Annotated in this window: 17 protein-coding genes and 1 pseudogene; 7 read left to right on the forward strand and 11 right to left on the reverse strand. The window is 67.4% G+C overall.

All coding sequences use genetic code 11. The features are described 5' to 3' along the window. The 3 genes and pseudogenes from obgE to rplU form a co-directional block, all read right to left on the reverse strand. A pseudogene (gene obgE / locus RN02_RS32125) lies at positions 1-129 on the reverse strand (GTPase ObgE); the annotation flags it as partial. 156 nt (positions 130-285) lie between these two features. Further along, a complete protein-coding gene (gene rpmA, locus RN02_RS06060; RefSeq protein ID WP_009617551.1) occupies positions 286-543 on the reverse strand; it encodes a 50S ribosomal protein L27 in 258 nt (85 codons plus the stop codon). Between the two features lie 24 nt (positions 544-567). Then, the gene (rplU, locus tag RN02_RS06065; protein ID WP_009617549.1) at positions 568-879 is read right to left on the reverse strand and encodes a 50S ribosomal protein L21; all 312 of its coding nucleotides are present in this window, start codon (positions 877-879) and stop codon (positions 568-570) included. Positions 880-1,119: 240 nt separating this feature from the next. Here rplU and RN02_RS06070 point away from each other — a divergent pair, with 240 nt between their 5' ends. After that, positions 1,120-2,088, forward strand: a complete 969-nt coding sequence (locus tag RN02_RS06070; RefSeq protein ID WP_043313628.1) for a polyprenyl synthetase family protein — start codon at positions 1,120-1,122, stop codon at positions 2,086-2,088. Between the two features lie 176 nt (positions 2,089-2,264). After that, positions 2,265-2,489 (forward strand): PA4570 family protein, encoded by a 225-nt coding sequence (locus RN02_RS06075; RefSeq protein ID WP_009617547.1) that lies wholly within the window; start codon positions 2,265-2,267, stop codon positions 2,487-2,489. 546 nt (positions 2,490-3,035) lie between these two features. Here RN02_RS06075 and RN02_RS06080 read toward each other — a convergent pair. The 6 genes from RN02_RS06080 to RN02_RS06105 all read right to left on the reverse strand — a co-directional run bounded on the left by RN02_RS06080 (position 3,036) and on the right by RN02_RS06105 (position 8,244). Next, a complete protein-coding gene (locus tag RN02_RS06080) occupies positions 3,036-3,653 on the reverse strand; it encodes an FKBP-type peptidyl-prolyl cis-trans isomerase (RefSeq protein ID WP_043313629.1) in 618 nt (205 codons plus the stop codon). A 70-nt stretch (positions 3,654-3,723) separates the two neighbouring features. After that, positions 3,724-4,023 carry a DUF6482 family protein gene (locus RN02_RS06085; RefSeq protein WP_009617543.1) on the reverse strand — a complete coding sequence of 100 codons (300 nt, stop codon included), beginning with the start codon at positions 4,021-4,023 and terminating at the stop codon, positions 3,724-3,726. A 124-nt stretch (positions 4,024-4,147) separates the two neighbouring features. Then, positions 4,148-4,642, reverse strand: a complete 495-nt coding sequence (locus RN02_RS06090) for a TIGR00645 family protein (RefSeq protein WP_043273630.1) — start codon at positions 4,640-4,642, stop codon at positions 4,148-4,150. A gap of 168 nt (positions 4,643-4,810) precedes the next feature. Then, positions 4,811-5,152: a PA4575 family protein gene (locus tag RN02_RS06095; protein WP_009617539.1), complete on the reverse strand. Its 342-nt coding sequence runs from the start codon at positions 5,150-5,152 to the stop codon at positions 4,811-4,813. 179 nt (positions 5,153-5,331) lie between these two features. Beyond that, a complete protein-coding gene (locus RN02_RS06100) occupies positions 5,332-7,815 on the reverse strand; it encodes a Lon protease family protein (protein WP_009617537.1) in 2,484 nt (827 codons plus the stop codon). A gap of 99 nt (positions 7,816-7,914) precedes the next feature. Next, the gene (locus RN02_RS06105; protein ID WP_009617535.1) at positions 7,915-8,244 is read right to left on the reverse strand and encodes a TraR/DksA family transcriptional regulator; all 330 of its coding nucleotides are present in this window, start codon (positions 8,242-8,244) and stop codon (positions 7,915-7,917) included. A gap of 231 nt (positions 8,245-8,475) precedes the next feature. Between RN02_RS06105 and RN02_RS06110 the strand changes: the two genes are divergently transcribed. From RN02_RS06110 to RN02_RS06125, 4 genes are all read left to right on the forward strand, one after another. After that, entirely contained in the window at positions 8,476-8,964 is a 489-nt protein-coding gene (locus tag RN02_RS06110; protein ID WP_009617533.1) for a DUF3015 domain-containing protein, read from the forward strand. A 57-nt stretch (positions 8,965-9,021) separates the two neighbouring features. Beyond that, complete coding sequence (locus RN02_RS06115) at positions 9,022-10,887, forward strand: Lnb N-terminal periplasmic domain-containing protein (protein ID WP_043313630.1); 1,866 nt, start codon at positions 9,022-9,024, stop codon at positions 10,885-10,887. A 46-nt stretch (positions 10,888-10,933) separates the two neighbouring features. After that, positions 10,934-12,154: an RtcB family protein gene (locus tag RN02_RS06120; RefSeq protein ID WP_009617529.1), complete on the forward strand. Its 1,221-nt coding sequence runs from the start codon at positions 10,934-10,936 to the stop codon at positions 12,152-12,154. 130 nt (positions 12,155-12,284) lie between these two features. Then, a complete protein-coding gene (locus RN02_RS06125; protein ID WP_043313631.1) occupies positions 12,285-13,307 on the forward strand; it encodes a cytochrome-c peroxidase in 1,023 nt (340 codons plus the stop codon). 389 nt (positions 13,308-13,696) lie between these two features. Here RN02_RS06125 and gdhA read toward each other — a convergent pair whose 3' ends face one another. Both gdhA and ettA read right to left on the reverse strand, forming a co-directional pair. Beyond that, positions 13,697-15,031: an NADP-specific glutamate dehydrogenase gene (gene gdhA, locus RN02_RS06130; protein WP_043313633.1), complete on the reverse strand. Its 1,335-nt coding sequence runs from the start codon at positions 15,029-15,031 to the stop codon at positions 13,697-13,699. Positions 15,032-15,261: 230 nt separating this feature from the next. Beyond that, complete coding sequence (gene ettA, locus RN02_RS06135; protein WP_009617524.1) at positions 15,262-16,926, reverse strand: energy-dependent translational throttle protein EttA; 1,665 nt, start codon at positions 16,924-16,926, stop codon at positions 15,262-15,264. Positions 16,927-17,175: 249 nt separating this feature from the next. Here ettA and RN02_RS06140 point away from each other — a divergent pair, with 249 nt between their 5' ends. Further along, complete coding sequence (locus tag RN02_RS06140) at positions 17,176-21,435, forward strand: sensor domain-containing protein (RefSeq protein WP_407733510.1); 4,260 nt, start codon at positions 17,176-17,178, stop codon at positions 21,433-21,435. Positions 21,436-21,452: the final 17 nt, after the last annotated feature.

Below are 21,452 nucleotides of genomic sequence, written 5' to 3' on the forward strand. Positions count from 1 at the left end.
CCCGCCGTCCCCGCCGTCACCGCCGTTGGGGCCGCCCTTCTCGATGAACTTCTCGCGGCGAAAGCTCATGAGGCCATTGCCGCCGTCACCGGCTTTCACGTGGATGGATACTTCGTCGACGAATTTCATGGGAACGCCTCCCGCCAGCGTGGCGGGTTGAATAAGAAAAGGAGCATAGGATACAGCCAAGCCCGCGCAAACGCAGGAGCCCGGGATCCGTTGCCGGGAAACGCCAGAAACAAAAAAGCCCCGTCGCGAGACAGGGCTTTTTCAGTGAAGGCTCGCTTAGGCAGCGACGACGCTTACGTAGCGACGGCCGAAGGCGCCTTTCACTTCGAACTTGATCACGCCGTCGATTTTCGCGAACAGGGTGTGATCCTTGCCCATGCCAACGCCGTAGCCGGCGTGGAACTGGGTGCCGCGCTGACGCACGATGATGTTGCCTGCTTTGACAGCCTGGCTACCGAACAGCTTCACGCCAAGGCGTTTACTTTCGGAGTCGCGGCCGTTGCGGGTACTACCGCCAGCTTTCTTGTGTGCCATGAGTCATATCCTCCAAAAAAGGAATTAGGCCTGGATGCCGGTGATCTTGATTTCAGTGAACCACTGGCGGTGGCCCTGACGCTTCATGTGGTGCTTGCGGCGGCGGAACTTGATGATGCGCACTTTGTCGTGACGACCGTGGGAAACCACTTCAGCGGTCACTTTCGCGCCTTCTACCACCGGCAGGCCGATCTTGACGTCATCGCCATTGGCGACCAGCAGAACGCGATCCAGGTTGATCGCTTCGCCGGTGGCGACGTCGAGTTTCTCGACCTTGAGGAATTCGCCTTCGGCGACTTTGTATTGCTTGCCGCCGGTAACAATAACTGCGTACATCTGGATGTCTCCGTTAGACCTGCTCACCCGACGCTTTATAGGAAGAGGTATCGGTCGGCATGGCTGCATGGGGCCGGAAGAGCGCCCGTGCAATTGCGTAAGGCAGGGTATGCCAGGGAAGTTCGGGGCCGCGATTGTACGCAAAGCCCTACGCGGACACAAGCCTTGCGGCGCTTTCCTTGACAGCCCCCACCCCGGCACCTAGCATGCCGCGCATTCTTCGAGGAGCGCCTTCGTAATATGCAACCCCAGGCTTTCTATCGGGTGGTGGCGGACGACTTCACCGCCGTCGACGGCATCATCCGTCGCCAGCTCAGCTCCCGCGTTCCCCTGGTCGAGAAGATCGGCGACTATATCATCTCCGCCGGCGGCAAGCGTCTTCGCCCGCTGCTGGTGCTGCTCAGCGGCAAGGCCCTGGGCTACTCCGGGGACGACCTGCGCCTGCTGGCCGCCACCATCGAGTTCCTGCACACCTCCACCCTGCTGCACGACGACGTGGTCGACGCCTCCGGCCTGCGCCGCGGCCGCGCCACCGCCAATGCGCAATGGGGCAATGCGCCCAGCGTGCTGGTCGGCGACTTCCTCTATGCCCGCTCCTTCGAAATGATGGTCGAACTCGGCTCCATGCCGGTGATGCGCATCATCTCCCAGGCCACCCGGGTGATCGCCGAGGGCGAGGTGCTGCAGCTGACCAAGGTGCGCGACGCCAGCACCACCGAAGAAACCTACATGGAAGTCATCCGCGGCAAGACCGCGATGCTCTTCGAGGCCTCCACCCACAGCGCCGCCGCCATCGCCGGCGCCACGCCGGAACAGGCCGAGGCCCTGCGTCAGTTCGGCGACGCCCTGGGCATCGCCTTCCAGCTGGTGGACGACCTGTTGGACTACCGCGGCGACGCCAGCACCCTGGGCAAGAACGTCGGCGACGACCTCGCCGAGGGCAAGCCCACCCTGCCGCTGATCGCCACCATGCGCGACGGCACCCCGGAGCAGGCGCAGTTGGTGCGCAAGGCCATCCAGCAGGGCGGCAGCCAGGACCTGGAAGGCATCCGCGCCGCCGTGGAAGCCGCCGGCGCCCTGGACTACACCGCGAAGCTGGCGCGCGAATACGCCGCCCGCGCCATCGACTGCCTCAAGGCGCTGCCGGACAACGAGTACCGTGACGCGCTGATCGAGCTGAGCGAGTTCGCCGTCGCCCGCACCCACTGATCCGCACGCGATCCGACGAACGCCCGCCCGGCCCTGCCGCGCGGGCGTTCTGCGTTATGCGCGGTTGATCCAGGCCATGGCATTGGTCGGTTGGTGGAAAAAAATTCTGCATAGGGGCTTGCTATCGAGATAATAAGAATTATTCTCATTAACTCGGCTACCAAGGAGATGCAGAGATGACCTACATGATCGATGCCTGGCTGGACCGCCCCCATCCCTATTTGCGCATCCTCAATCGCGATACCGGGGAAGTCTGCGCCCTGCTGCAGGAAGACGCCCTGGACGAGCTGCGCGAACAGGGCGGCCTGGACCTGCACGAACTGGGCACCAGCGAGCCGCAGGTGCTCAAGGAGCTGGTGCGCAACCTGTTCCTGTTCTGCTACGCCCGCGCGCTGCGTTGAACGCTGTGGCTGTTCGCGGGAGCGACGGGGGTTTTCGTAGGAGCGACTGTTTGCGCCGAGGCGCTTTTCGTAGGATGGGTTGAGCTTGCGAAACCCATGCGGTTGCGCTGATGGGTATCGCTTCGCTCAACACCATCCTACGAAAAAGCCACGCTCGCTCCTACGCTCATTCCCCTGTAGGAGCGCGCCCTGCGCGCGAATCGCGGGCAGGGCCCGCTCCTACAGTTCCGGGGAAGCACGGGCGTAGGAGCGGACCTTGTCCGCGCTGGCGGGATGAGCGCCGGCACTGCCGGCAGAATCGCGGATAAATCCACTCCTGCATCTCATCTGGCAAACATAACGACCCCTAGGATGGGTCGGATGCGGGCCGTTCGCGAGCAAGCTCGCTCCTACGAAGAGCAAGAGCGGGATGTACAGGGCTTTTTGCGATGGCGCAGGACGCGCCATCCGTGCGGTCGCCGCCCGGGAGGCGGCTGCACAGCGGGGGCAACGTGGAGCCCCCGGCACGCCGCGGCGGCCAGGGACGGCCGCCGCGGGCTGCATCCATCAGAGGATGTCGAGCAGCTCGACGTCGAACACCAGGGTGCTGTGCGGCGGGATGCTGCCCACCGCCTGGCCGCCGTAGGCCAGCTCGGCCGGCACGTGCAGGCGCCACTTGCTGCCGGTGTTCATCAGTTGCAGGGCCTCGACCCAGCCGGCGATCACGCCGCCCACCGGGAACTCGGCCGGCTGGCCGCGCTGATAGGAGCTGTCGAACACGCTGCCGTCGATCAGGGTACCGTGGTAGTGGGTGCGCACGGTGTCGTCGCGGGACGGCTTGGCGCCCTCGCCGGCGACCAGCACCTCGTATTGCAGGCCGGACGGCAGCACGGTGACGCCCTCGCGCTTGGCGTTCTCCACCAGGTAGGCCTTGCCTTCGGCGGCGGCCGCATCGGCCTTGGCCTGGGCTTCGGCCTGCATGCGCTGGCGGATCACCTGGAAACTGGCGGACAGCTGCTCGGCGGGCACCCGGCTATCGGCACCGGCGAAGGCGTCGGCGAGGCCGGCCAGCACCGCGTCCAGGCTCATGCCCGGGACCGGGTTGGCACGCAGCTGGTCGCCCAACTGGCGGCCGACGCCGTAGCTGACGCGGGCTTCGTCGGTGGAAAGGTTGAGTTCGCTCATGGCGGGGGCTCCGCTGGGTAAAAAAGGGCGGCCAGCCTAGCACAGTCGGCCGCCCCGCCCCACCGCGACCTCAATGCAGCGGCATGGGCACGCCCTCGTCGTTCTGCGCGCTGCCGCTCTGCGAGCCGCACATCTCGTCCTGCACCGCGGCATGCACCAGTTGGAAAGGGATCGGTGGCAACGCCGTCAGCAGCTGGCGGGCGTGCTCCAGCGAACGCACCCCGAGCACGTGCCCCTTGGCGTCCTGGATCGGGAAGAAACGCTGGCCCACGCGCGCCTCCAGCACGTAGATGCCGCCCTCCAGGGATACCAGGTTGAGTTCGTCGATATCCCCGGCGAGGGAACGGTTGGTCAGCTCTTGCAGGTTCATCGCGCACCTCCAGGGTAGGCTCCAACGCAGCCAGTCTGGTACAGCGCGCCGGCCGCGCCCAGCGCAAACGACACCGCCCGTCAGTTGCGGCTGACGGGCGGTGCGCCGGAGGCGGGAAAAGCGATCAGTGGTCGTGACGCGTGGCCTTGTCCAGGTAGCCCATGGCGAACGCGGAGAGGACGAAGGTGAGGTGGATGATCACGTACCACATCAGCTTGTTGTCCGGGACGTTCTTGGCGTCCATGAAGATGCGCAGCAGGTGGATCGAGGAGATCGCCACGATGGAGGCGGCCACCTTGTTCTTCAGCGAACTGGCGTCCATCTTGCCGAGCCAGCTGAGCTTTTCCTTGCCTTCGGAAATGTCCAGCTGCGAGACGAAGTTCTCGTAGCCGGAGAACATCACCATCACCAGCAGCCCGCCGACCAGGGCCATGTCGATCAGCGACAGCAGCACCAGGATCAGGTCGGCCTCGGCGATCGAGAAGATGTCCGGCAGGATGTGGAAGATTTCCTGGAAGAACTTGATGGTCAGCGCCAGCAATGCCAGCGACAGGCCGATATAGACCGGCGCCAGCAGCCAGCGGGCGGCGTACATGCTGTTTTCGATGAAACGTTCCATGGCCTTCGCAAAGGGAGTTCGGAAATGGCGCAGGATTATAGCTGAAGGCCCGCGGCGAGTTATCCAGTTATTCTGTGGATAAATATGTGCAGGAGCGCCGGAAGAAACGCGCCAGCCCCCGCCCGCCGTGGGTTGGCGGCGGTCGCTCAGAGACTGCGCAATGCGCCTTCAGGACTCGGGGTGAGACTGGTAGTCCCCGAAATTTCGCACGCGCTCGCCATTGATGCGGCGCAGCTCGGCCTGCAGGTGCAACTGCCAGATGGGCAGGTCGTCGGCGGGCACGTAGCCCTGCTGGGCCAGGCAGTCGGCGATGGCGTCGAGCACGCCCTCGGCCACGAAAGGCCCGTAGAACGGGCCCTGGGCCTTGATGGCGGTGGGCTGGGCCCCCGCCATGCCCGCGGCGCAGAGCAGTGTCCAGAGTCCATTCTCTCCGGCCAGCGGCCTGATCACGCACTCGATGCGCGTGGTCAGCCCCAGACAGGGGCGGATAAGGCAGAGGTTACGCGGCATGGCGGCACCCTCGCGGTTGTCCTGTTTTCGAGCCTACACCCGGGGTTGACCTCGGGAAAGCCCGTTTTATCCACCATAGCTGTGGATATCGTTGTGGACACCACGGGGGCAACGGCGCCCGACGAGCGCCATTGCTGGGAACCCCGCCGCTGGTCAAGGACTGGCCAGCGGCAGCGGGCTCAGTCGCTGTCCTTCTTCTTGCGCGCCCGCTCCTTCTCCACCTGGGGCGCCTTGGCGGCCTTGGCGGCGGCCGGCGCGGCTTCCTTGGCGAGCTTTTCCTTGTCCTCCTCGTCCATGCCCATGGCGTCGATCTCCTTGAGGCGCTCGACCACCCGCGCGTTGACGCTGCCGGCCGGGAACTGGCCCTTGGCATCCGGCGCGCCGGCCGGCTCGCCGACCAGCAGGCCCAGCGCCTCGTCGACGTGGCGCACCGCGTAGACGTTGAACAGGCCGTTGCGCACCGCCTGCAGCACGCGCTCGTCGAGCATCAGGGTGGTGACGTTGGAACGCGGGATGATCACCCCCTGCTCGCCGGTCAGGCCGCGGGCCTCGCAGAGGCGGAAGAAGCCTTCGATCTTCTCGTTGACGCCGCCCACCGCCTGCACTTCGCCGAACTGGTTGATCGAGCCGGTAATGGCGAAGCACTGCCGCAGCGGCGTGCGCGACAGCGCCGAGATCAGCGTGCAGACCTCGCCGAGCGAGGCGCTGTCGCCGTCGACGTAGCCGTAGGACTGCTCCAGGGCGATGCTCGCGGAGATTTCCAGCGGGAACTCCTGGGCGTAGCGGCTGCCCAGGTAGCCGGTGAGGATCATCACGCCCTTGGAGTGGATCGGCTGGCCCAGGCTGACCTCGCGCTCGATGTCGACGATGCCGCTGCCGCCCGGGTAGACGGTGGCGGAGATGCGCGCCGGCACGCCGAACACCGAGTCGCCCACCTCCAGCACGGTGAGACCGTTGCACTTGCCCACGGCGGCGCCTTCGGTGTCGATCAGCACGATGCCGGCCAGCATGTCGTCGAGGATCCGCGCCGAGACGCGGCCGGTGCGGGTTTCCTTGGCCTTGAGGGCGCGCTCGATGTGGCCCAGGTCGGTGACCGGCTCGTTGGCCAGCTGGCGGATGAAGTCCGCCTCGCTGACCAGCTGGAACAGGTCGCCGATGCGCGCCGACAGCCGCCCCTGGTGCTCGGCCAGGCGCGCGCTGTAGGTGGCCAGGCGCGCCACCGCGGTGGCGCTCAGCGGCGCCATGCCCTCTTCCGAGGTGCGCGTCTTGAGCAACTGGGCGAACTGTTCGAGGCTGTCCTCGGCCAGCGGGATGTCCTCGTCGAAGTCGACCAGCACGCGGAACATCTCCTGGAAGTCCGGGTCCAGGTCCTGCAGGGTGTAGTAGATCTGCCGCGAGCCGATGATGATGACCTTCAGGTGCAGCGGGATCACCTGCGGCGTCAGGCTCATGGCGGCCAGGCGGCCGAGTTCGGCCAGCGGCGACTCCATCTTCAGCTGGCGCGACTGCAGGGCGCGCTTGAGCGCGTCCCAGACGAAGGGCTCGCCCAGCAGCTTCTCCGCCTCCAGCACCAGGAAGCCGCCGTTGGCGCGGTGCAGCGCGCCCGGGCGCAGCTGCCGGTAGCTGGTGTAGAGGGCGCCCTGGTCGGAGGCGTACTCGATGCGGCCGAACAGGTTGTCGTAGGTCGGGTGCGACTCGAACACCACCGGCGCGCCGCTGGTGGTGTGGTGGCCGATCACCTGGTTGGGCGCGTACAGCTCCTGCAGCATCAGCTTGCGCTGGGCATCGCTGCGCTCGGTGTCCACCAGTTGGTCGACCACGGTCTTCAGCAGGTTCAGCTGCATGGCCTGCAGGTAGGTGCAGACGCCGGTGTTGTTGTTGTACTTCTCCACCAGCGGCGCCAGCAGCGGCTGCAGCGCGAGGGTGATGGTCTCCTCGTTGAGCTGGCGCAGCTGGTTGCTGGACTCGCGCTTCCACTGCGGCAGGCTGGCCAGTTCCTCGTTGAGCTGTTCCTCGAGGTCGGCGATGTCGGCGTGGAAACGCTCGCGCTCGGCCTCCGGCAGTTGGGCGAACTCGGCCTCGTCGAGGGCCTTGCCGTCCTTCATCGGGGTGAAGGCGATGTTCGCGCTGTCGCGGTACAGCGCCACGTCCTTCTCCAGGGCCAGGCGCTCGACGGTGTCCAGGGCCTTGTCGTAGCGCTGGTTGAAGGCGCGGTCGATGGCGCTCTTCTTCTGCTGGTAGGCCGGGTTCTCGAACACCGAGGGGAAGGTCGACAGCAGGTTGTCGATCAGTTGGTCGATGTCCGCGCCGAAGTCGGCGGCGCTGCCCGGCGGCAGTTCGATGGCGCGCGGCTCGCGGCCCTCCTCGAAATGGTTGACGTAGACCCAGTCGGCCGGCGTCGGCAGGCGCTTGGCCTCGGCCTTCAGATAGCGCTGCACGAAGGAGAAACGCCCGGTCCCCGGCTCGCCCATGACGAACACGTTGTAGCCCGGCCGCGGCATCGCCACACCGAACTGCAGGGCCTCCACCGCACGCTCCTGTCCTAGGACGCCGAGGAAGGGCTCCAGATCGTCGGTGGTGGCGAAGGCAAACTGCTCGGGCGAAAAGGGACGGGTCAGTTCATCGGGCGCCAGGCGCAGGCCGGCGGCAACGGATTGGGGCATCGGAAATCCTTGCATCGGGCGGCACGGAGCCGCGGAGAGTTGCCCGCATTCTCGCGCTGCCCGCGCGCCACTGGCAAGGCGCGCGCAAGCCCTGGCCGATCAGTGCTGCAGATCGGCGCAGCGCAGGCAGTATTCCGTGGCCGGCAGGGCGCGCAGGCGGCGGGGCTCGATGGCCTCGCCGCAGCGTACGCACTGTCCGTAGGTTCCGTCCGCCAGACGCAGGCGCGCCAGGCCCACCAGGCGCATGCCCGCCTCGGCTTCGGCCAGCAGGGCCCGCAGCACATCGTCGTTCTCCCGCTGCTGGGCCTGCTCGGCGAAGTCCGGCGAGTGGGTCCGCGCCAGGTCGCTGCGGATCGCGGCGGCACGCTGGGAATATTCGCTGGCCAGCGCATCCAGGGCAGAACGGGGGTCGAAATCATCTACGGCCATGACGCCTCTCCGACGGACAAGGAACTGTTTCAAGTGTGGCCGGTTCCAAGGGAATCGCCGCTGATACCGATCAATAGCCTGTTGCAGGGAGCATGACGCGGTTCTCCCCGCCGAGGATTCAGGGACATCGCGCCTTGACACCCTCAGGATATTCCTACAAAGCTCTGCCTGGCGCTGTTTGCTGTCAGCGGCTACGTACAGCCATGCATTCGAACAAAGAGAGATACGCAGATGAAAAGGATTCTACTCGGTACCCTCCTCGCCACCGTTTCCATCGGCGCCTTCGCCGACGCCCCCGGCAGCGACGGCTGCGGCTGGGGCCAGATGCTCTTCAAGGGCCAGCGCGGCACCGCCACCCACGTGCTGGCGGCCACCACCAACGGCTCCTCGGGCAACAACACCTTCGGCATGACCACCGGCACCAACGGTTGCCACACCAATGGCGCGCTGACCTACGGCGGCAAGCCGATGATCGTGCTCAGCAGCATGATGGACGAGCTGTCCGAAGATATGGCCAAGGGTGACGGCGAAGCGCTGACCACCTACGCCGTGGTCCTGGGCGTGAAACCCGAAGACCGCGCGCACTTCGCCGAAGTGACCCACGAGCACTTCGCGCAAATCTTCAACAAGTCCGACGTCACCGCCGAGGACGTCTACGCCAACACCCAGGCCGTGCTGAAACAGGACACCCGCCTGGCCAAGTACGCCGAACAGGCCTGAGCCTGATGGCCCGCCCCACCGGGGCGGGCTCCCCTACCCCGACCCGCTAAGGTCCCCATGCCCAAACGCCTGTTGCCATGGCTGGCGCTGTGCGCCTGCGCATCCCTGCACGCGAGCCCCCAGTTTCCCGCATCCCGCCTCCAGGCCCTGGCCGCGCAGCCCTACTGGCTGGCCCTGGGGCACTACACGCCGAGCAAGCTGGGCGGCTGGCGCAGCTTCGTCGACGACGACAGGTTCTTCCTCGCCGAGGACGGCGACCGCTCGCCGGAGCATGAGCTCAAGGCCACCGTCGACGCGCTCTACGCCGCCCCCGGCCTCGGCGACAAGCATGCCCAGTGCGTCTACCCGGCGCGCACCCGCTGGCTGAAGCAGCAATTGCAGCTGACCGGCCTGCCGCGGCCGGCGTGCAAGGAGTACGACACCTGGTACGGCGACATCAACCCGCACAGCGCCGTGCTGGTGTTCCCCGCCGCCTACCTGAACAGCCCCTCGTCGATGTTCGGCCACACCCTGCTGCGCATCGACCAGGCCGACGTCGACAGCAACAACACCGCCCTGCTCAGCTACGCGCTGAACTTCGGCGCCTACATCGAGGGCATGGACAACAGCATCCTCTACGCCTGGAAGGGCCTGATGGGCGGCTACCCCGGCCTGTTCGCCCTGGTGCCCTACCGCGAGAAGCTCTCCGAATACAGCCGCCTGGAGAACCGCGACCTCTGGGAGTACCGCCTGAACCTCACGCCCGAGGAGACCGGGCGCATGGTCGAGCACGTGTGGGAGCTCAAGCAGGTCCGCTTCAAGTACTTCTTCTTCGACGAGAACTGCTCCTTCCGCCTGCTCGAACTGCTGGAGATCGCCCGCCCCGGGGTGAAGCTGACCGACGAATTCCCGCTCTACGCCATCCCCACCGACACGGTGCGCGCGGTGAAGCAGGCCGGGATGATCGACAAGGTCGACTACCGCCCCTCGCGAGAGAAGGAACTGCTGGCCCGCGCCGAGCCGCTGGACGCCGGCGAGAAGCAGCTGGCCCGGCGCCTGGCCGACGACGACCGCCTGCTCGATTCCCCCGAATTCAAGGCCCTGCCCGCGCCGCGCCAGGCCCTGGTGCAGGACACCGCCTTCCGCCTGCTGCGCTACCGCGCCACCGGCAAGGAGCGCGACGAGGCCGACGCCGCGCGCAGCTACCAGTTGCTGCGGGCGATCAACCAGAACCCGCCGCCGCCGGCCCAGGTGGAACGCCCGGGGCAGCCGGAGGAAGGCCACCAGTCGCTGACCTGGCAGCTCGGCGCCGGCAGCCGCGACGGCCAGGCCTTCGCCGACTACGGCCTGCGCATGGCCTACCACGACCTGCTGGACAACAGCTACGGCTTCCCCCAGGGCGCGCAGCTGGAACTGGGCGACCTGCGCCTGCGCCAGTACGAAGGCAACCGCTGGCAGCTGCAGCGCTTCGACGTGGTCAGCATCCGCTCCATGACGCCGCGCAACGCCCTGCTGCAGCCGCTGTCCTGGCAGGTCACCGGCGGCTGGGAGCGGGTGCCCGGCAAGCACAGCGACGACGACCACGACACCCTGGCCGGCCACGTCAACGGCGGCGCCGGCGGCAGCTGGAAGCTCGCCGACGACCTGCAGGCCTACGCCCTGGGCACCGCGCGCATCGAGAACAACCCCGACTTCGCCGCCACCATAGCGCCGGCAGTGGGCTTCGACACCGGCGTGCTCTGGCGCAACCCGCTGGGCAACCTGGCCCTGGAGGGCAAGGGCGACTACTTCCACAACGGCGAGGTGCGCCGCAGCCTGAGCCTCGGCCAGCAGGTGGAACTGGGCCGCAACCTGGGCCTGCGGCTGTCCGCCGAACGCCAGTTCAGCCACCAGGCCGGGCCGGTCAGCGAGGTCATGCTGGAGCTGCGCTGGTACCATTACTGAATCACCGGATTCAGCGCCCGCCGCGATGGCGGGCGGGTAGCGCGCCATGAAAACCCCAGCCCCCACCCTGCTCGAAGTCGCCGGCGGCAAGCCGATCAAGCTCTGGACCCAGGGCGTGCCCGTGGAAGACGAGGCGCGCCAGCAACTGATGAACACCGCGCGCCTGCCGTTCATCTTCAGGCACCTGGCGGTGATGCCCGACGTGCACCTGGGCAAGGGCTCGACCATCGGCAGCGTGATCCCTACCGTCGGCGCCATCATCCCGGCCGCGGTCGGCGTGGACATCGGCTGCGGCATGATCGCCGCACGCACCTCGCTGCTCGCCGCCGACCTGCCGGACAACCTGCACGGCCTGCGCAGCGCCATCGAGAAGGCGGTGCCCCACGGCAAGACCTTCGGCCGCCACGACCAGGGCGCCTGGAACGAGGTACCGGCCCACGCCGACCAGGCCTGGAAGGGCCTGGCCCGGCGCTTCCGCGCCATCACCGACAAGTACCCGCGCCTGGAGAAGACCAACAACCGCAACCACCTGGGCACCCTGGGCACCGGCAACCACTTCATCGAGGTCTGCCTGGACGAGGCCGGGCGCGTCTGGTTCATGCTGCACAGCGGCTCGCGCGGGGTGGGCAACGCCATCGGCTGCCTGTTCATCGAACTGGCCCAGGCCGACATGCGCCAGCACCTGGCCAATCTGCCGGACAAGGACCTGGCCTACTTCGAGGAAGGCAGCCGGCACTTCGACGACTACGTGGAAGCGGTGGGCTGGGCCCAGGACTTCGCCCGGCAGAACCGCGAGCTGATGATGCAGGCGGTGATCGCCGCGGCGCGCAAGGTGATCCGCAAACCCTTCGAGGCCAGCCTGGAAGCGGTGAACTGCCACCACAACTACGTGCAGCGCGAGCAGCATTTCGGCCGCGAGGTGCTGGTCACGCGCAAGGGCGCGGTGTCGGCGCAGAAGGGCCAGCTAGGCATCATTCCCGGCTCCATGGGGGCGAAGAGCTTCATCGTCCGCGGCCTGGGCAACGAAGAAGCGTTCTGCTCCTGCAGCCACGGCGCCGGACGCAGCATGAGCCGCACCCAGGCGAAGAAGCGCTTCAGCGTCGAGGACCAGGTGCGCGCCACCGCCCACGTCGAGTGCCGCAAGGACAAGGACGTGATCGACGAGATCCCCATGGCCTACAAGGACATAGACGCGGTGATGGCCGCCCAGCGCGACCTGGTGGAAGTGGTGCACACCCTGCGCCAGGTGGTCTGCGTGAAGGGTTGAAGCTGCGGCATATTCCCGCACCCATTGCCCCGGGAGGGGCGGCTTGATCCCGGTCAATTCTCGCCCTCGCCGCCTGGCCTCTCCTTGAAACAGGAAAAAACCAATAGCCTGATAACGAGGAGAACACTCCATGCAGCCCCTGAAACTGGCCCTGGGCGGCCTGTTGTTGGCCGCCAGCAGCACCGCCGCCCACGCCGACGCCTTGCGCGACCAGGCCAACGCCATCTTCAAGCCCATTCCCGAGCAGACCACCGGGCTGGATGCGGCCCAGGTGGAGCTGGGCCGCCAGTTGTTCTTCGAGCCACGCCTGTCGGCCAGCCACGTGATCAGCTGCAACACCTGCCACAACATCGGCACCGGCGGCGCCGACAACGTGCCGGCCTCCAGCGGCCATGCCTGGCAGAAAGGCGCGCGCAACTCGCCGACGGTGTTCAACGCGGTGTTCAACGTGGCGCAGTTCTGGGACGGCCGCGCCAAGGACCTGGAGGAACAGGCCAAGGGTCCGGTGCAGAACCCGGTGGAGATGCACAACACACCGAAGAACGTCGAGGCCACGCTCAAGAGCATGCCCGAGTACGTGGCGGCCTTCGAAAAGGCCTTCCCCGGCGACAAGCAGGCGGTGAGCTTCGACAACATGGCCCGCGCGCTGCAGGCCTTCGAATCGACGCTGATCACCCCCGACTCGCGTTTCGACCAGTACCTCAAGGGTGACGACAAGGCCCTGGACGCCAAGGAGAAGAAAGGGCTGCAGGCCTTCATGAGCGCCGGCTGCATCAGCTGCCACAACGGCGTGAACCTGGGCGGCCAGGCCTACTTCCCGTTCGGCCTGGTGAAGAAGCCCGACGCCAGCATCCTGCCCAGCGGCGACAAGGGCCGCTTCGCGGTGACCAAGACGCAGAACGACGAATACGTGTTCCGCGCCGCGCCGCTGCGCAACGTGGCCCTCACCGCGCCCTACTTCCACAGCGGGCAGGTGTGGGACCTGGAGGAAGCGGTGACGATCATGGGCACCGCGCAGCTGGGCAAACAGCTGGATGCCGGTGAAGTGGGCGACATAGTCGCCTTCCTCAAGACCGTCACCGGCAAGCAGCCGCAGGTGGAATACCCGCTGCTGCCGCCAAGCACCGCCAGCACGCCGCGGCCGGTGGATTGAGAACGGGCATTCACCTGTAGGAGCAGGCCCTGCCTGCGATTCGCGCGCAGGGCGCGCTCCTACAGGGGAAAGGCGTAGGTGGCGCAGTGTAGGAGCGGATCTTATCCGCGAATCGCGCCGGAACCTCCGGCTATCGCGGACAAGGTCCGCTCCTACGAAAAGCACCTCGGTGCGCTCGCGTAGGATGGGTGGAGCGAAGCGATACCCATCGCCGTGGCCGACCGGGACGTAGGGCGAATAACCGTTCGCGGTTATCCGCCGCTACACCCATCTCATGCCCGGCTTATTGGTCGGGATCGAAGCGCCTCCGAGACCAAATCCGGGCGCGCCTGGGGCCAAAGCCAGGCGGCGCATAACGCGGAGCGTTATACGCCCTACGCATCAGCAGGTCAGACCACCCCTTGCGCCAGCATGGCGTCGGCGACCTTGACGAAGCCGGCGATGTTGGCGCCCTTCACGTAGTTGATCCGGCCGTTCTCCTCGCCGTGGGCGACGCAGGCGTGGTGGATGTTCTGCATGATGCCGTGCAGGCGCTGGTCCACCTCGCCGGCGCTCCAGTGCAGGCGCATGGCGTTCTGGCTCATCTCCAGGCCGCTGGTGGCGACGCCGCCGGCGTTGGAGGCCTTGCCCGGCGCGTAGAGGATGCCGGCTTCGAGGAAGATATCCACAGCCTCGAGGGTCGACGGCATGTTGGCGCCCTCGGCCACGCAGATGCAGCCGTTGCCCAGCAGGGTGCGGGCGTCCTCGGCATCCAGTTCGTTCTGCGTCGCGCAGGGCAGCGCGATGTCGCAGGGCAGCGCCCAGGGGCGCTGGCCGGCCAGGAAGCGCAGGCCGGGGCCGGTCATTTCGCTGAGACGGCCGCGGCGGACGTTCTTCAGCTCCATCACTTCTTCCCACTGTTCCAGGCTCAGGCCGCCCTCGGCGAACAGGGTGCCTTCGGAGTCGGACAGCGAGATCACCTTGCCGCCCAGCTCCATCACCTTCTGCGCCGCGTACTGGGCCACGTTGCCGGAGCCGGAGATGGCCACGCGCTGGCCGTCGAAACCGCTTTCGCGGGCCTTGAGCATCTCCTGGGCGAAGTACACGCAGCCGTAGCCGGTGGCTTCCGGGCGGATCAGGCTGCCGCCGTAGGCCAGGCCCTTGCCGGTGAGCACCGAGCTGAACTCGTTGGCCAGGCGCTTGTACTGGCCGAACAGATAGCCGATCTCGCGGGCGCCCACGCCGATGTCACCGGCCGGCACGTCCAGGTCGGCGCCGACATGGCGGTACAGCTCGCTCATGAACGACTGGCAGAAGCGCATCACCTCGGCGTCGCTCTTGCCCTTGGGGTCGAAGTCCGAGCCGCCCTTGCCGCCGCCCATGGGCAGCGAGGTCAGGGAGTTCTTGAACACCTGCTCGAAGGCCAGGAACTTGAGCACGCCCAGGTTCACCGAGGGGTGGAAGCGCAGGCCGCCCTTGTACGGGCCGATGGCGCTGCTCATCTGTACGCGGAAGCCGCGGTTGACCCGCACCCGGCCCTGGTCGTCGACCCAGGGCACGCGGAACAGGATGGCGCGTTCGGGCTCGACGATGCGCTCGAGGATGCCGGCCTGCTGGTAGCGCGGGTTGGCTTCGAGGAACGGCCAGAGGGAACGCAGCACCTCTTCCACCGCCTGGTGGAATTCGGGCTGATCGGGGTCGCGCCGCTTGAGGCGCTCGAGGAACGAGTCAACGGATTGCGTCATGTCTACACCGGTCTTTCTGATTATGGGCGGGGCCCTTTTGCGGCGAGACTCTAACAACCGATATCGCACCGAGACAGTGCGACATGACGCCTTTATGAATCTTTTTGGTGCAAATCTGTAAGAAAGCCCTTTCAGCTACTGGGCTGCAGCAAGTATTTCTAAATGTTTCAAACAACCTCGTACACCTACGAAAACGGGGCCCGAAGGCCCCGTCTGTCGTGAGAAGCGGCTTACGCCAGCTTCTTGTAGCGCACGCGGTGCGGCTGCGCTGCAGCCTCGCCCAGGCGCTTCTTGCGGTCGGCTTCGAACTCGGTGTAGTTGCCTTCGAAGAAGGTCACCTTGCCGTCGTCCTCGTAGGACAGGATGTGGGTGGCGATACGGTCCAGGAACCAGCGATCGTGGGAAATCACGATGGCGGCGCCGGGGAAGTCCAGCAGCGCCTCTTCCAGGGCGCGCAGGGTTTCCACGTCGAGGTCGTTGGACGGTTCGTCGAGCAGCAGCACGTTGCCGCCCTGCTTCAGGGTCAGGGCCAGGTGCAGGCGGCCACGCTCACCACCGGAGAGGTCCTTGACGAACTTCTGCTGGTCGGCGCCCTTGAAGTTGAAGCGGCCGACGTAGCTGCGCGAGGGGACTTCGTAGTTGCCGATCCTGATCTGCTCGAAACCGTCGGAAACCTGCTCCCACACGGTCTTGGTGCCGTCCAGGCTGTCGCGGCTCTGGTCGACGCTGGCGATCTGCACGGTTTCGCCGATCTCGATGGTGCCCGAGTCCGGTTGTTCCTTGCCGGTCAGCATGCGGAACAGGGTGGACTTGCCCGCGCCGTTGCCGCCGATCACGCCGACGATGGCGCCCTTGGGAATGCTCAGCGACAGGTCGTCGATCAGCACGCGGTCGCCGTAGCCCTTGCAGACGTTGCGCAGCTCGATGACCTTGTCGCCCAGGCGCGGGCCGGCCGGGATGTAGATTTCGTTGGTCTCGCTGCGCTTCTGGAATTCCTGCGACTGCATTTCCTCGAAGCGCTGCAGGCGGGCCTTGGACTTGGCCTGGCGGCCCTTGGCGCCCTGACGCACCCACTCAAGTTCAGCCTTCATGGCCTTGGCGTGGGAGGCCTCCTGCTTGGCTTCCTGGGCCAAGCGGTTGGCCTTGGATTCCAGCCAGCCGGAGTAGTTGCCTTCGAAGGGGATGCCGTGGCCACGGTCCAGCTCGAGGATCCAGCCGGCGACGTTGTCGAGGAAGTAGCGGTCGTGGGTGATCGCCACCACGGTGCCGGGGAAGTCGTGGAGGAAGTGTTCCAGCCAGGCGACGGAGTCGGCGTCCAGGTGGTTGGTCGGTTCGTCCAGCAGCAGCATGTCGGGGGCCGACAGCAGCAGGCGGCACAGCGCCACGCGGCGCTTCTCGCCACCGGAGAGGTGTTCGATCTTCGCGTCCCACGGCGGCAGACGCAGGGCGTCGGCGGCGACTTCCAGCTGGCGCTCCAGGTTGTGGCCGTCGGAGGAATGGATGATGGCTTCCAGCTTGGCCTGCTCGGCGGCCAGGGCGTCGAAGTCGGCGTCCGGCTCGGCGTAGGCGGCGTAGACCTCGTCCAGACGGGCCTGGGCCTGCTTGACCTCGTCCACCGCTTCCTCGACCACGTCGCGCACGGTCTTCTGCGGGTCGAGCTGCGGCTCCTGCGGCAGGTAGCCGACCTTGATGCCCGGCATCGGGCGGGCTTCGCCCTCGATCTCGGTGTCGACGCCGGCCATGATGCGCAGCAGGGTGGATTTACCCGCGCCGTTCAGGCCCAGCACGCCGATCTTGGCGCCGGGGAAGAACGACAGGGAGATGTCCTTGAGGATTTCACGCTTGGGCGGCACGACCTTGCCGACCCGGTGCATGGTATAGACGTATTGAGCCATGGATACCTAGCTTCTGGGATGAAAGTGTGAATGGCCGTTATGGCTGTCGCGGCCTGCGGGCCGGTGTTGCCCGGGGCTCCGGGCGCGACCATTGGCCGCGGGCGACCGGCGAGAACGGCGACGGCAGGGCCGGACTCGCGGAAACAGGGCGCAGCGTTCAACGCGCGCGTGCGGCAAAGCTACCGGAATGGACCGTGAAGGGCAAACGACGCTCGTCGGCGATACTGGCACTTGGCCCTGCTTCCGGGCATGCTACTGCGCGCCGAACCCCGTCGCCCCGTTCCAGGTAGCCGCTCCTTGTCCAGACCTCCCCGCCCTCCGGCCAGCCTGGCCCGGCCTGAACGGCTGGCCATCAGGAGCGCCCTGCTGCTGGTGCCGCTGATGCTCGGCCTGCTGCTCTGGCAGCTGGGCCAGGAATACTTCGGCCAGGCGCGGCTGGAGCGCGAGCGCGTGGTGCACCAGAGCCAGGAACTGGCGCACCAGCTGTCCCTGGCCCTGGAGCTCAAGGCCCTGGCCGCGCGCAGCCTGGCGCTGCAACGCCTGGGCCGCGGCGAGGAGCCGGCGCTGCTGCTCGACGACCTGCGCCAGGTCTACCCCGCCCTGCGCAGCCTGGCCTGGTATGCGGCCAGCGGCGCCAAGCAACTGGACACCGCGCCGGACAGCGGCGACGACGCCTTCATCGCCGGCCTGCGTCAGCGCGCCGGCGCCAGCTCCTTCCACTACGCCTACAGCGACGCCGATGGCGGCCACTTCTACCTGCTGCTGCGCCTCCAGGATGCCGGTGGCCCCTTCGCCGTGCTCCGCCTGGACGCCGCCGAGGCGCGCCGGCAATGGACCGGACGCATCCTGGACGGCGGCCACGCCTGGGTGCTGGAAGATGAGGTCGGCCACCCGATCCTGGCCGCGCCCGACGAGCCGACCGACGCCGCGCCGGAAAGCGTCGAAGCGCCGGCGCTGAAGGTCGCCAACAGCGACTGGCAGGTCCGCCCGCTGGTCGATGCGCCCGTCCTGCAGCCCAGGCTGCCGCCGCGCCTGCTCGGCGAGCTGGGCCTGCTGCTGTTGCTGGCCGGCATCAGTTGCGCCGCCCTGCTGCGCCTGCAACGCGAACAACAGAGCCTGCGCGCGCAGACCGCCGATTCGCAGTCGCGCCTGCGCCAGGCCGCCCAGGCCCTGGCGGCGGTGGACGAGCGGGTGCTGGTGACCAGCGCCGACGGCCGCCTGGTCTATCTCAACCCGCCGGCGGAGCGGCTGCTGGGCGTGAGCACCGAAGACGCCCCGCAGCACCATCTCGCCCGCCTGCTGCCGGAACTGGAACGGCAGAGCGGCGAAGGCCAGCCATCGGGTACCCAGCACGTCACCCTGGAACGCAACGGCCGCCGCCGGCGCTATGCCGTCAGCCGCCATCCGCTGGAGGAGTCCCCGCCGGGCGAGGCGCCCGGCTGGGTGCTGCGCGGCCAGCAGGCGCCGGGCGGGCATGTCTGGGTGCTGCGCGACGTCACCGAGGAACAGCGCTCGCTGCAGGTGCTGGAAGAAACCCGGCGACGCTACCAGGACATCTTCGACGGCGTCGGCGTGGCGCTCTGCGTGCTCGACCTCTCGGACCTGCAGCGCTTCTTCACCGACAACGGCCTGCGCGAGCCGGGCCGCCTGGAGGCCTGGCTGGATCGCCGCGAGGAACACTGGCCGCAGCTGCTGCGGCTGATCCGCATCAGCGAGGTCAACGAGGTGGCGCGCCGGCTGCTCGGCGTGGAGAGCGGCGAGCAGGCCTGGCGGCGCCTGATCAGCGACAGCCCGCGGCGCCCCGGCAGCGCCCGCGCACGGATCATCGAGGCGATCCTCTGCGGCACCGGCCCCATCGAGCAGGAAGTCGCCATCCGCACCGGCCAGGGCGAGCTGCGCCACTTCTGGCTGCAGCTGCGCATCCCCGAGCACCTGCCGGACTACCGCGCGGTCACCCTGAGCCTGTCCGACATCAGCAGCCGCAAGCAGGTCGAGCTGTCGCTGATCGAGCGCGAGAAGTTCTGGTCCGACGCCGTGCGCGCGGTGCCCGACACCCTCTACATCCACGACATCACCGCGCGCCGGGTGATCTTCAGCAACCACCACCTGGGCAGCCAGCTGGGCTACGGCAAGGACGAGCTGCAGCAGATGGGCGAGCGCTTCTGGGAATGCCTGCTGCACCCGGACGACGTCGAGTACTACTGGCGCGTGCGCAACCTGCAACAGGTGATCGGCGACAACCTGCTGCTCGACAGCCTGCTGCGCTGGCGCCACCGCGACGGCAGCTGGCACTGGTTCGACATCCGCGAGCAGGCCTTCAGCCGCGACGCCGACGGCCGCGTGGCGCGCCTGATCGGCGTGGCCAAGGACATCACCGACACGGTGGAGGCGAACAACTCGCTGCGCGAGAGCAGCCGCCGCTACCAGATGCTGGCGGAAAGCATCAGCGACGTGATCCTCACCACCGATGCCCAGCTGAACATCGACTACATCAGCCCGTCGATCGAGCAGACCTTCGGCTACAGCCCGGCCTGGCTGCTGCACAACGACCTGCAGCAGATCGCCGCCAACCCGGCCCAGCTGGGGCGCCTGCACGACCTGCTGGAGCGCGTGCGCGACGCCATAGGCGCGCCGCGCCGGCTGGCCGCCCTGCGCGAATCCAGCGCGGTGCACCTGTTCACCTTCGACTGCCTGCGCGCCGACGGCCGCAAGGTCCCGGTGGAGCTGCGCATCGCCCTGATGTGGGACGACAACGGGCGCTTCGTCGGCCTGCTCGGCGTGGCCCGCGACATCAGCCAGCAGCGCCGCGCCGAGCGCGAGATGCGCATGGCCGCCACCGTGTTCGAGCATTCCACCGCGGCCATCATGGTCACCGACCCGGCCGGCTACATCGTCCAGGTCAACGACTCCTTCTCGCGCCTGACCGGCTACAGCGCCGCCGAGGTGCTCGACCAGCAGCCGCGCCTGCTCACCGCCGACCAGCAGGAAGCCAACCAGCTCAAGCACGTGCTCGACAGCCTGCAGCGCAGCGGCAGCTGGGAGGGCGAGATCCTACAGAAACGCAAGAGCGGCGAGCTGTACCCGTCCTGGGTGGGCATCACCGCGGTGCAGGACGAGGAAGGCGACCTGGTCAGCTTCGTCTGCTTCTTCAGCGACATCAGCGAGCGCAAGGCCAGCGAGCGGCGCATCCACCGCCTGGCCTACTACGACGCCCTCACCCACCTGCCCAACCGCACGCTGTTCCAGGACCGCCTGCACACCGCGCTGATGCAGGCCGAGCGGCACCGCCAGTGGGTGGTGCTGATGTTCCTCGACCTCGACCGCTTCAAGCCGATCAACGACTCCCTGGGCCACGCCGCAGGCGACCGCATGCTCAAGGAAGTGGCCGAGCGCCTGAACCAGTGCGTCAGCGACAACGACACCGTGGCGCGCATGGGCGGCGACGAGTTCACCCTGCTGCTGCCGGGCCTGGAGGACCGCGACAAGGCGCTCAAGCGCGCCATCCAAGTGGCCGAGCGCATCCTCGCCAGCCTCGCCCGGCCCTTCACCCTGGAAGGCCGCGAGTTCTTCGTCACCGCCAGCATCGGCGTGGCCCTGTCGCCGCAGGACGGCGCCGAGCTGAGCCAGTTGATGAAGAACGCCGACACCGCCATGTACCACGCCAAGGAAGTGGGCAAGAACAACTTCCAGTTCTACCAGGCCGAGATGAACGCCCGCGCCCTGGAGCGCCTGGAGCTGGAAAGCGACCTGCGCCGCGCCATCGAGCAGGACGAATTCATCCTGCACTACCAGCCGCAGTTCACCGGCGACGGCCGCCGCCTCACCGGCGCCGAGGCCCTGCTGCGCTGGCAGCACCCCACGCGCGGGCTGATCGCGCCGGCCGAGTTCATCCCGGTGCTGGAGGAACTGGGGCTGATCGCCCAGGTCGGCGACTGGCTGCTGGCCGAGGCCTGCCGGCAGATCCGCATCTGGCACCGCGACAAGGTGCGGGTGCCGAAGGTCTCGGTGAACCTCTCGGCGCGGCAGTTCGCCGATGGCCAGCTGGGCACGCGCATCGCCGGCATCCTCATGGAAACCGGCATCCCGCCGGCCTGCCTGGAACTGGAGCTGACCGAAAGCATCCTGATGAGCGACGTGTCCGAGGCCATGCACATCCTCTCCGGCCTCAAGCGCCTGGGCCTGGCCATCGCGGTGGACGACTTCGGCACCGGCTACTCGTCGCTGAACTACCTCAAGCAGTTCCCCATCGATGTGCTGAAGATCGACCGCAGCTTCGTCGACGGCCTGCCCCACGGCGAGCAGGACGCACAGATCGCCCGCGCCATCATCGCCATGGCCCACAGCCTGAACCTGATGGTGATCGCCGAAGGCGTGGAGAGCCAGGCGCAGCTGGACTTCCTGCGCGAGCACGGCTGCGACGAGGTGCAGGGCTTCCTGTTCGGCCGGCCGATGACCGCCGAGCAGTTCGCCGCGCTGTTCTCCAGCAATGCGTTGTTCCTGCTCGGCTAGCGTCAGGATCCCCCTGT

The sequence above is a fragment of the Pseudomonas sp. PI1 genome (assembly GCF_000812405.1).
Classification (GTDB): domain Bacteria; phylum Pseudomonadota; class Gammaproteobacteria; order Pseudomonadales; family Pseudomonadaceae; genus Pseudomonas; species Pseudomonas citronellolis.

What these genes read in the sequence shown, in the direction of transcription:
- rpmA (WP_009617551.1), bottom strand. Translation starts at nt 543, where the DNA reads ATGGCACACAAGAAAGCTGGCGGTAGTACCCGCAACGGCCGCGACTCC.
- rplU (WP_009617549.1), bottom strand. Translation starts at nt 879, where the DNA reads ATGTACGCAGTTATTGTTACCGGCGGCAAGCAATACAAAGTCGCCGAA.
- RN02_RS06070 (WP_043313628.1), top strand. Translation starts at nt 1,120, where the DNA reads ATGCAACCCCAGGCTTTCTATCGGGTGGTGGCGGACGACTTCACCGCC.
- RN02_RS06075 (WP_009617547.1), top strand. Translation starts at nt 2,265, where the DNA reads ATGACCTACATGATCGATGCCTGGCTGGACCGCCCCCATCCCTATTTG.
- RN02_RS06080 (WP_043313629.1), bottom strand. Translation starts at nt 3,653, where the DNA reads ATGAGCGAACTCAACCTTTCCACCGACGAAGCCCGCGTCAGCTACGGC.
- RN02_RS06085 (WP_009617543.1), bottom strand. Translation starts at nt 4,023, where the DNA reads ATGAACCTGCAAGAGCTGACCAACCGTTCCCTCGCCGGGGATATCGAC.
- RN02_RS06090 (WP_043273630.1), bottom strand. Translation starts at nt 4,642, where the DNA reads ATGGAACGTTTCATCGAAAACAGCATGTACGCCGCCCGCTGGCTGCTG.
- RN02_RS06095 (WP_009617539.1), bottom strand. Translation starts at nt 5,152, where the DNA reads ATGCCGCGTAACCTCTGCCTTATCCGCCCCTGTCTGGGGCTGACCACG.
- RN02_RS06100 (WP_009617537.1), bottom strand. Translation starts at nt 7,815, where the DNA reads ATGCCCCAATCCGTTGCCGCCGGCCTGCGCCTGGCGCCCGATGAACTG.
- RN02_RS06105 (WP_009617535.1), bottom strand. Translation starts at nt 8,244, where the DNA reads ATGGCCGTAGATGATTTCGACCCCCGTTCTGCCCTGGATGCGCTGGCC.
- RN02_RS06110 (WP_009617533.1), top strand. Translation starts at nt 8,476, where the DNA reads ATGAAAAGGATTCTACTCGGTACCCTCCTCGCCACCGTTTCCATCGGC.
- RN02_RS06115 (WP_043313630.1), top strand. Translation starts at nt 9,022, where the DNA reads ATGCCCAAACGCCTGTTGCCATGGCTGGCGCTGTGCGCCTGCGCATCC.
- RN02_RS06120 (WP_009617529.1), top strand. Translation starts at nt 10,934, where the DNA reads ATGAAAACCCCAGCCCCCACCCTGCTCGAAGTCGCCGGCGGCAAGCCG.
- RN02_RS06125 (WP_043313631.1), top strand. Translation starts at nt 12,285, where the DNA reads ATGCAGCCCCTGAAACTGGCCCTGGGCGGCCTGTTGTTGGCCGCCAGC.
- gdhA (WP_043313633.1), bottom strand. Translation starts at nt 15,031, where the DNA reads ATGACGCAATCCGTTGACTCGTTCCTCGAGCGCCTCAAGCGGCGCGAC.
- ettA (WP_009617524.1), bottom strand. Translation starts at nt 16,926, where the DNA reads ATGGCTCAATACGTCTATACCATGCACCGGGTCGGCAAGGTCGTGCCG.
- RN02_RS06140 (WP_407733510.1), top strand. Translation starts at nt 17,176, where the DNA reads ATGCTACTGCGCGCCGAACCCCGTCGCCCCGTTCCAGGTAGCCGCTCC.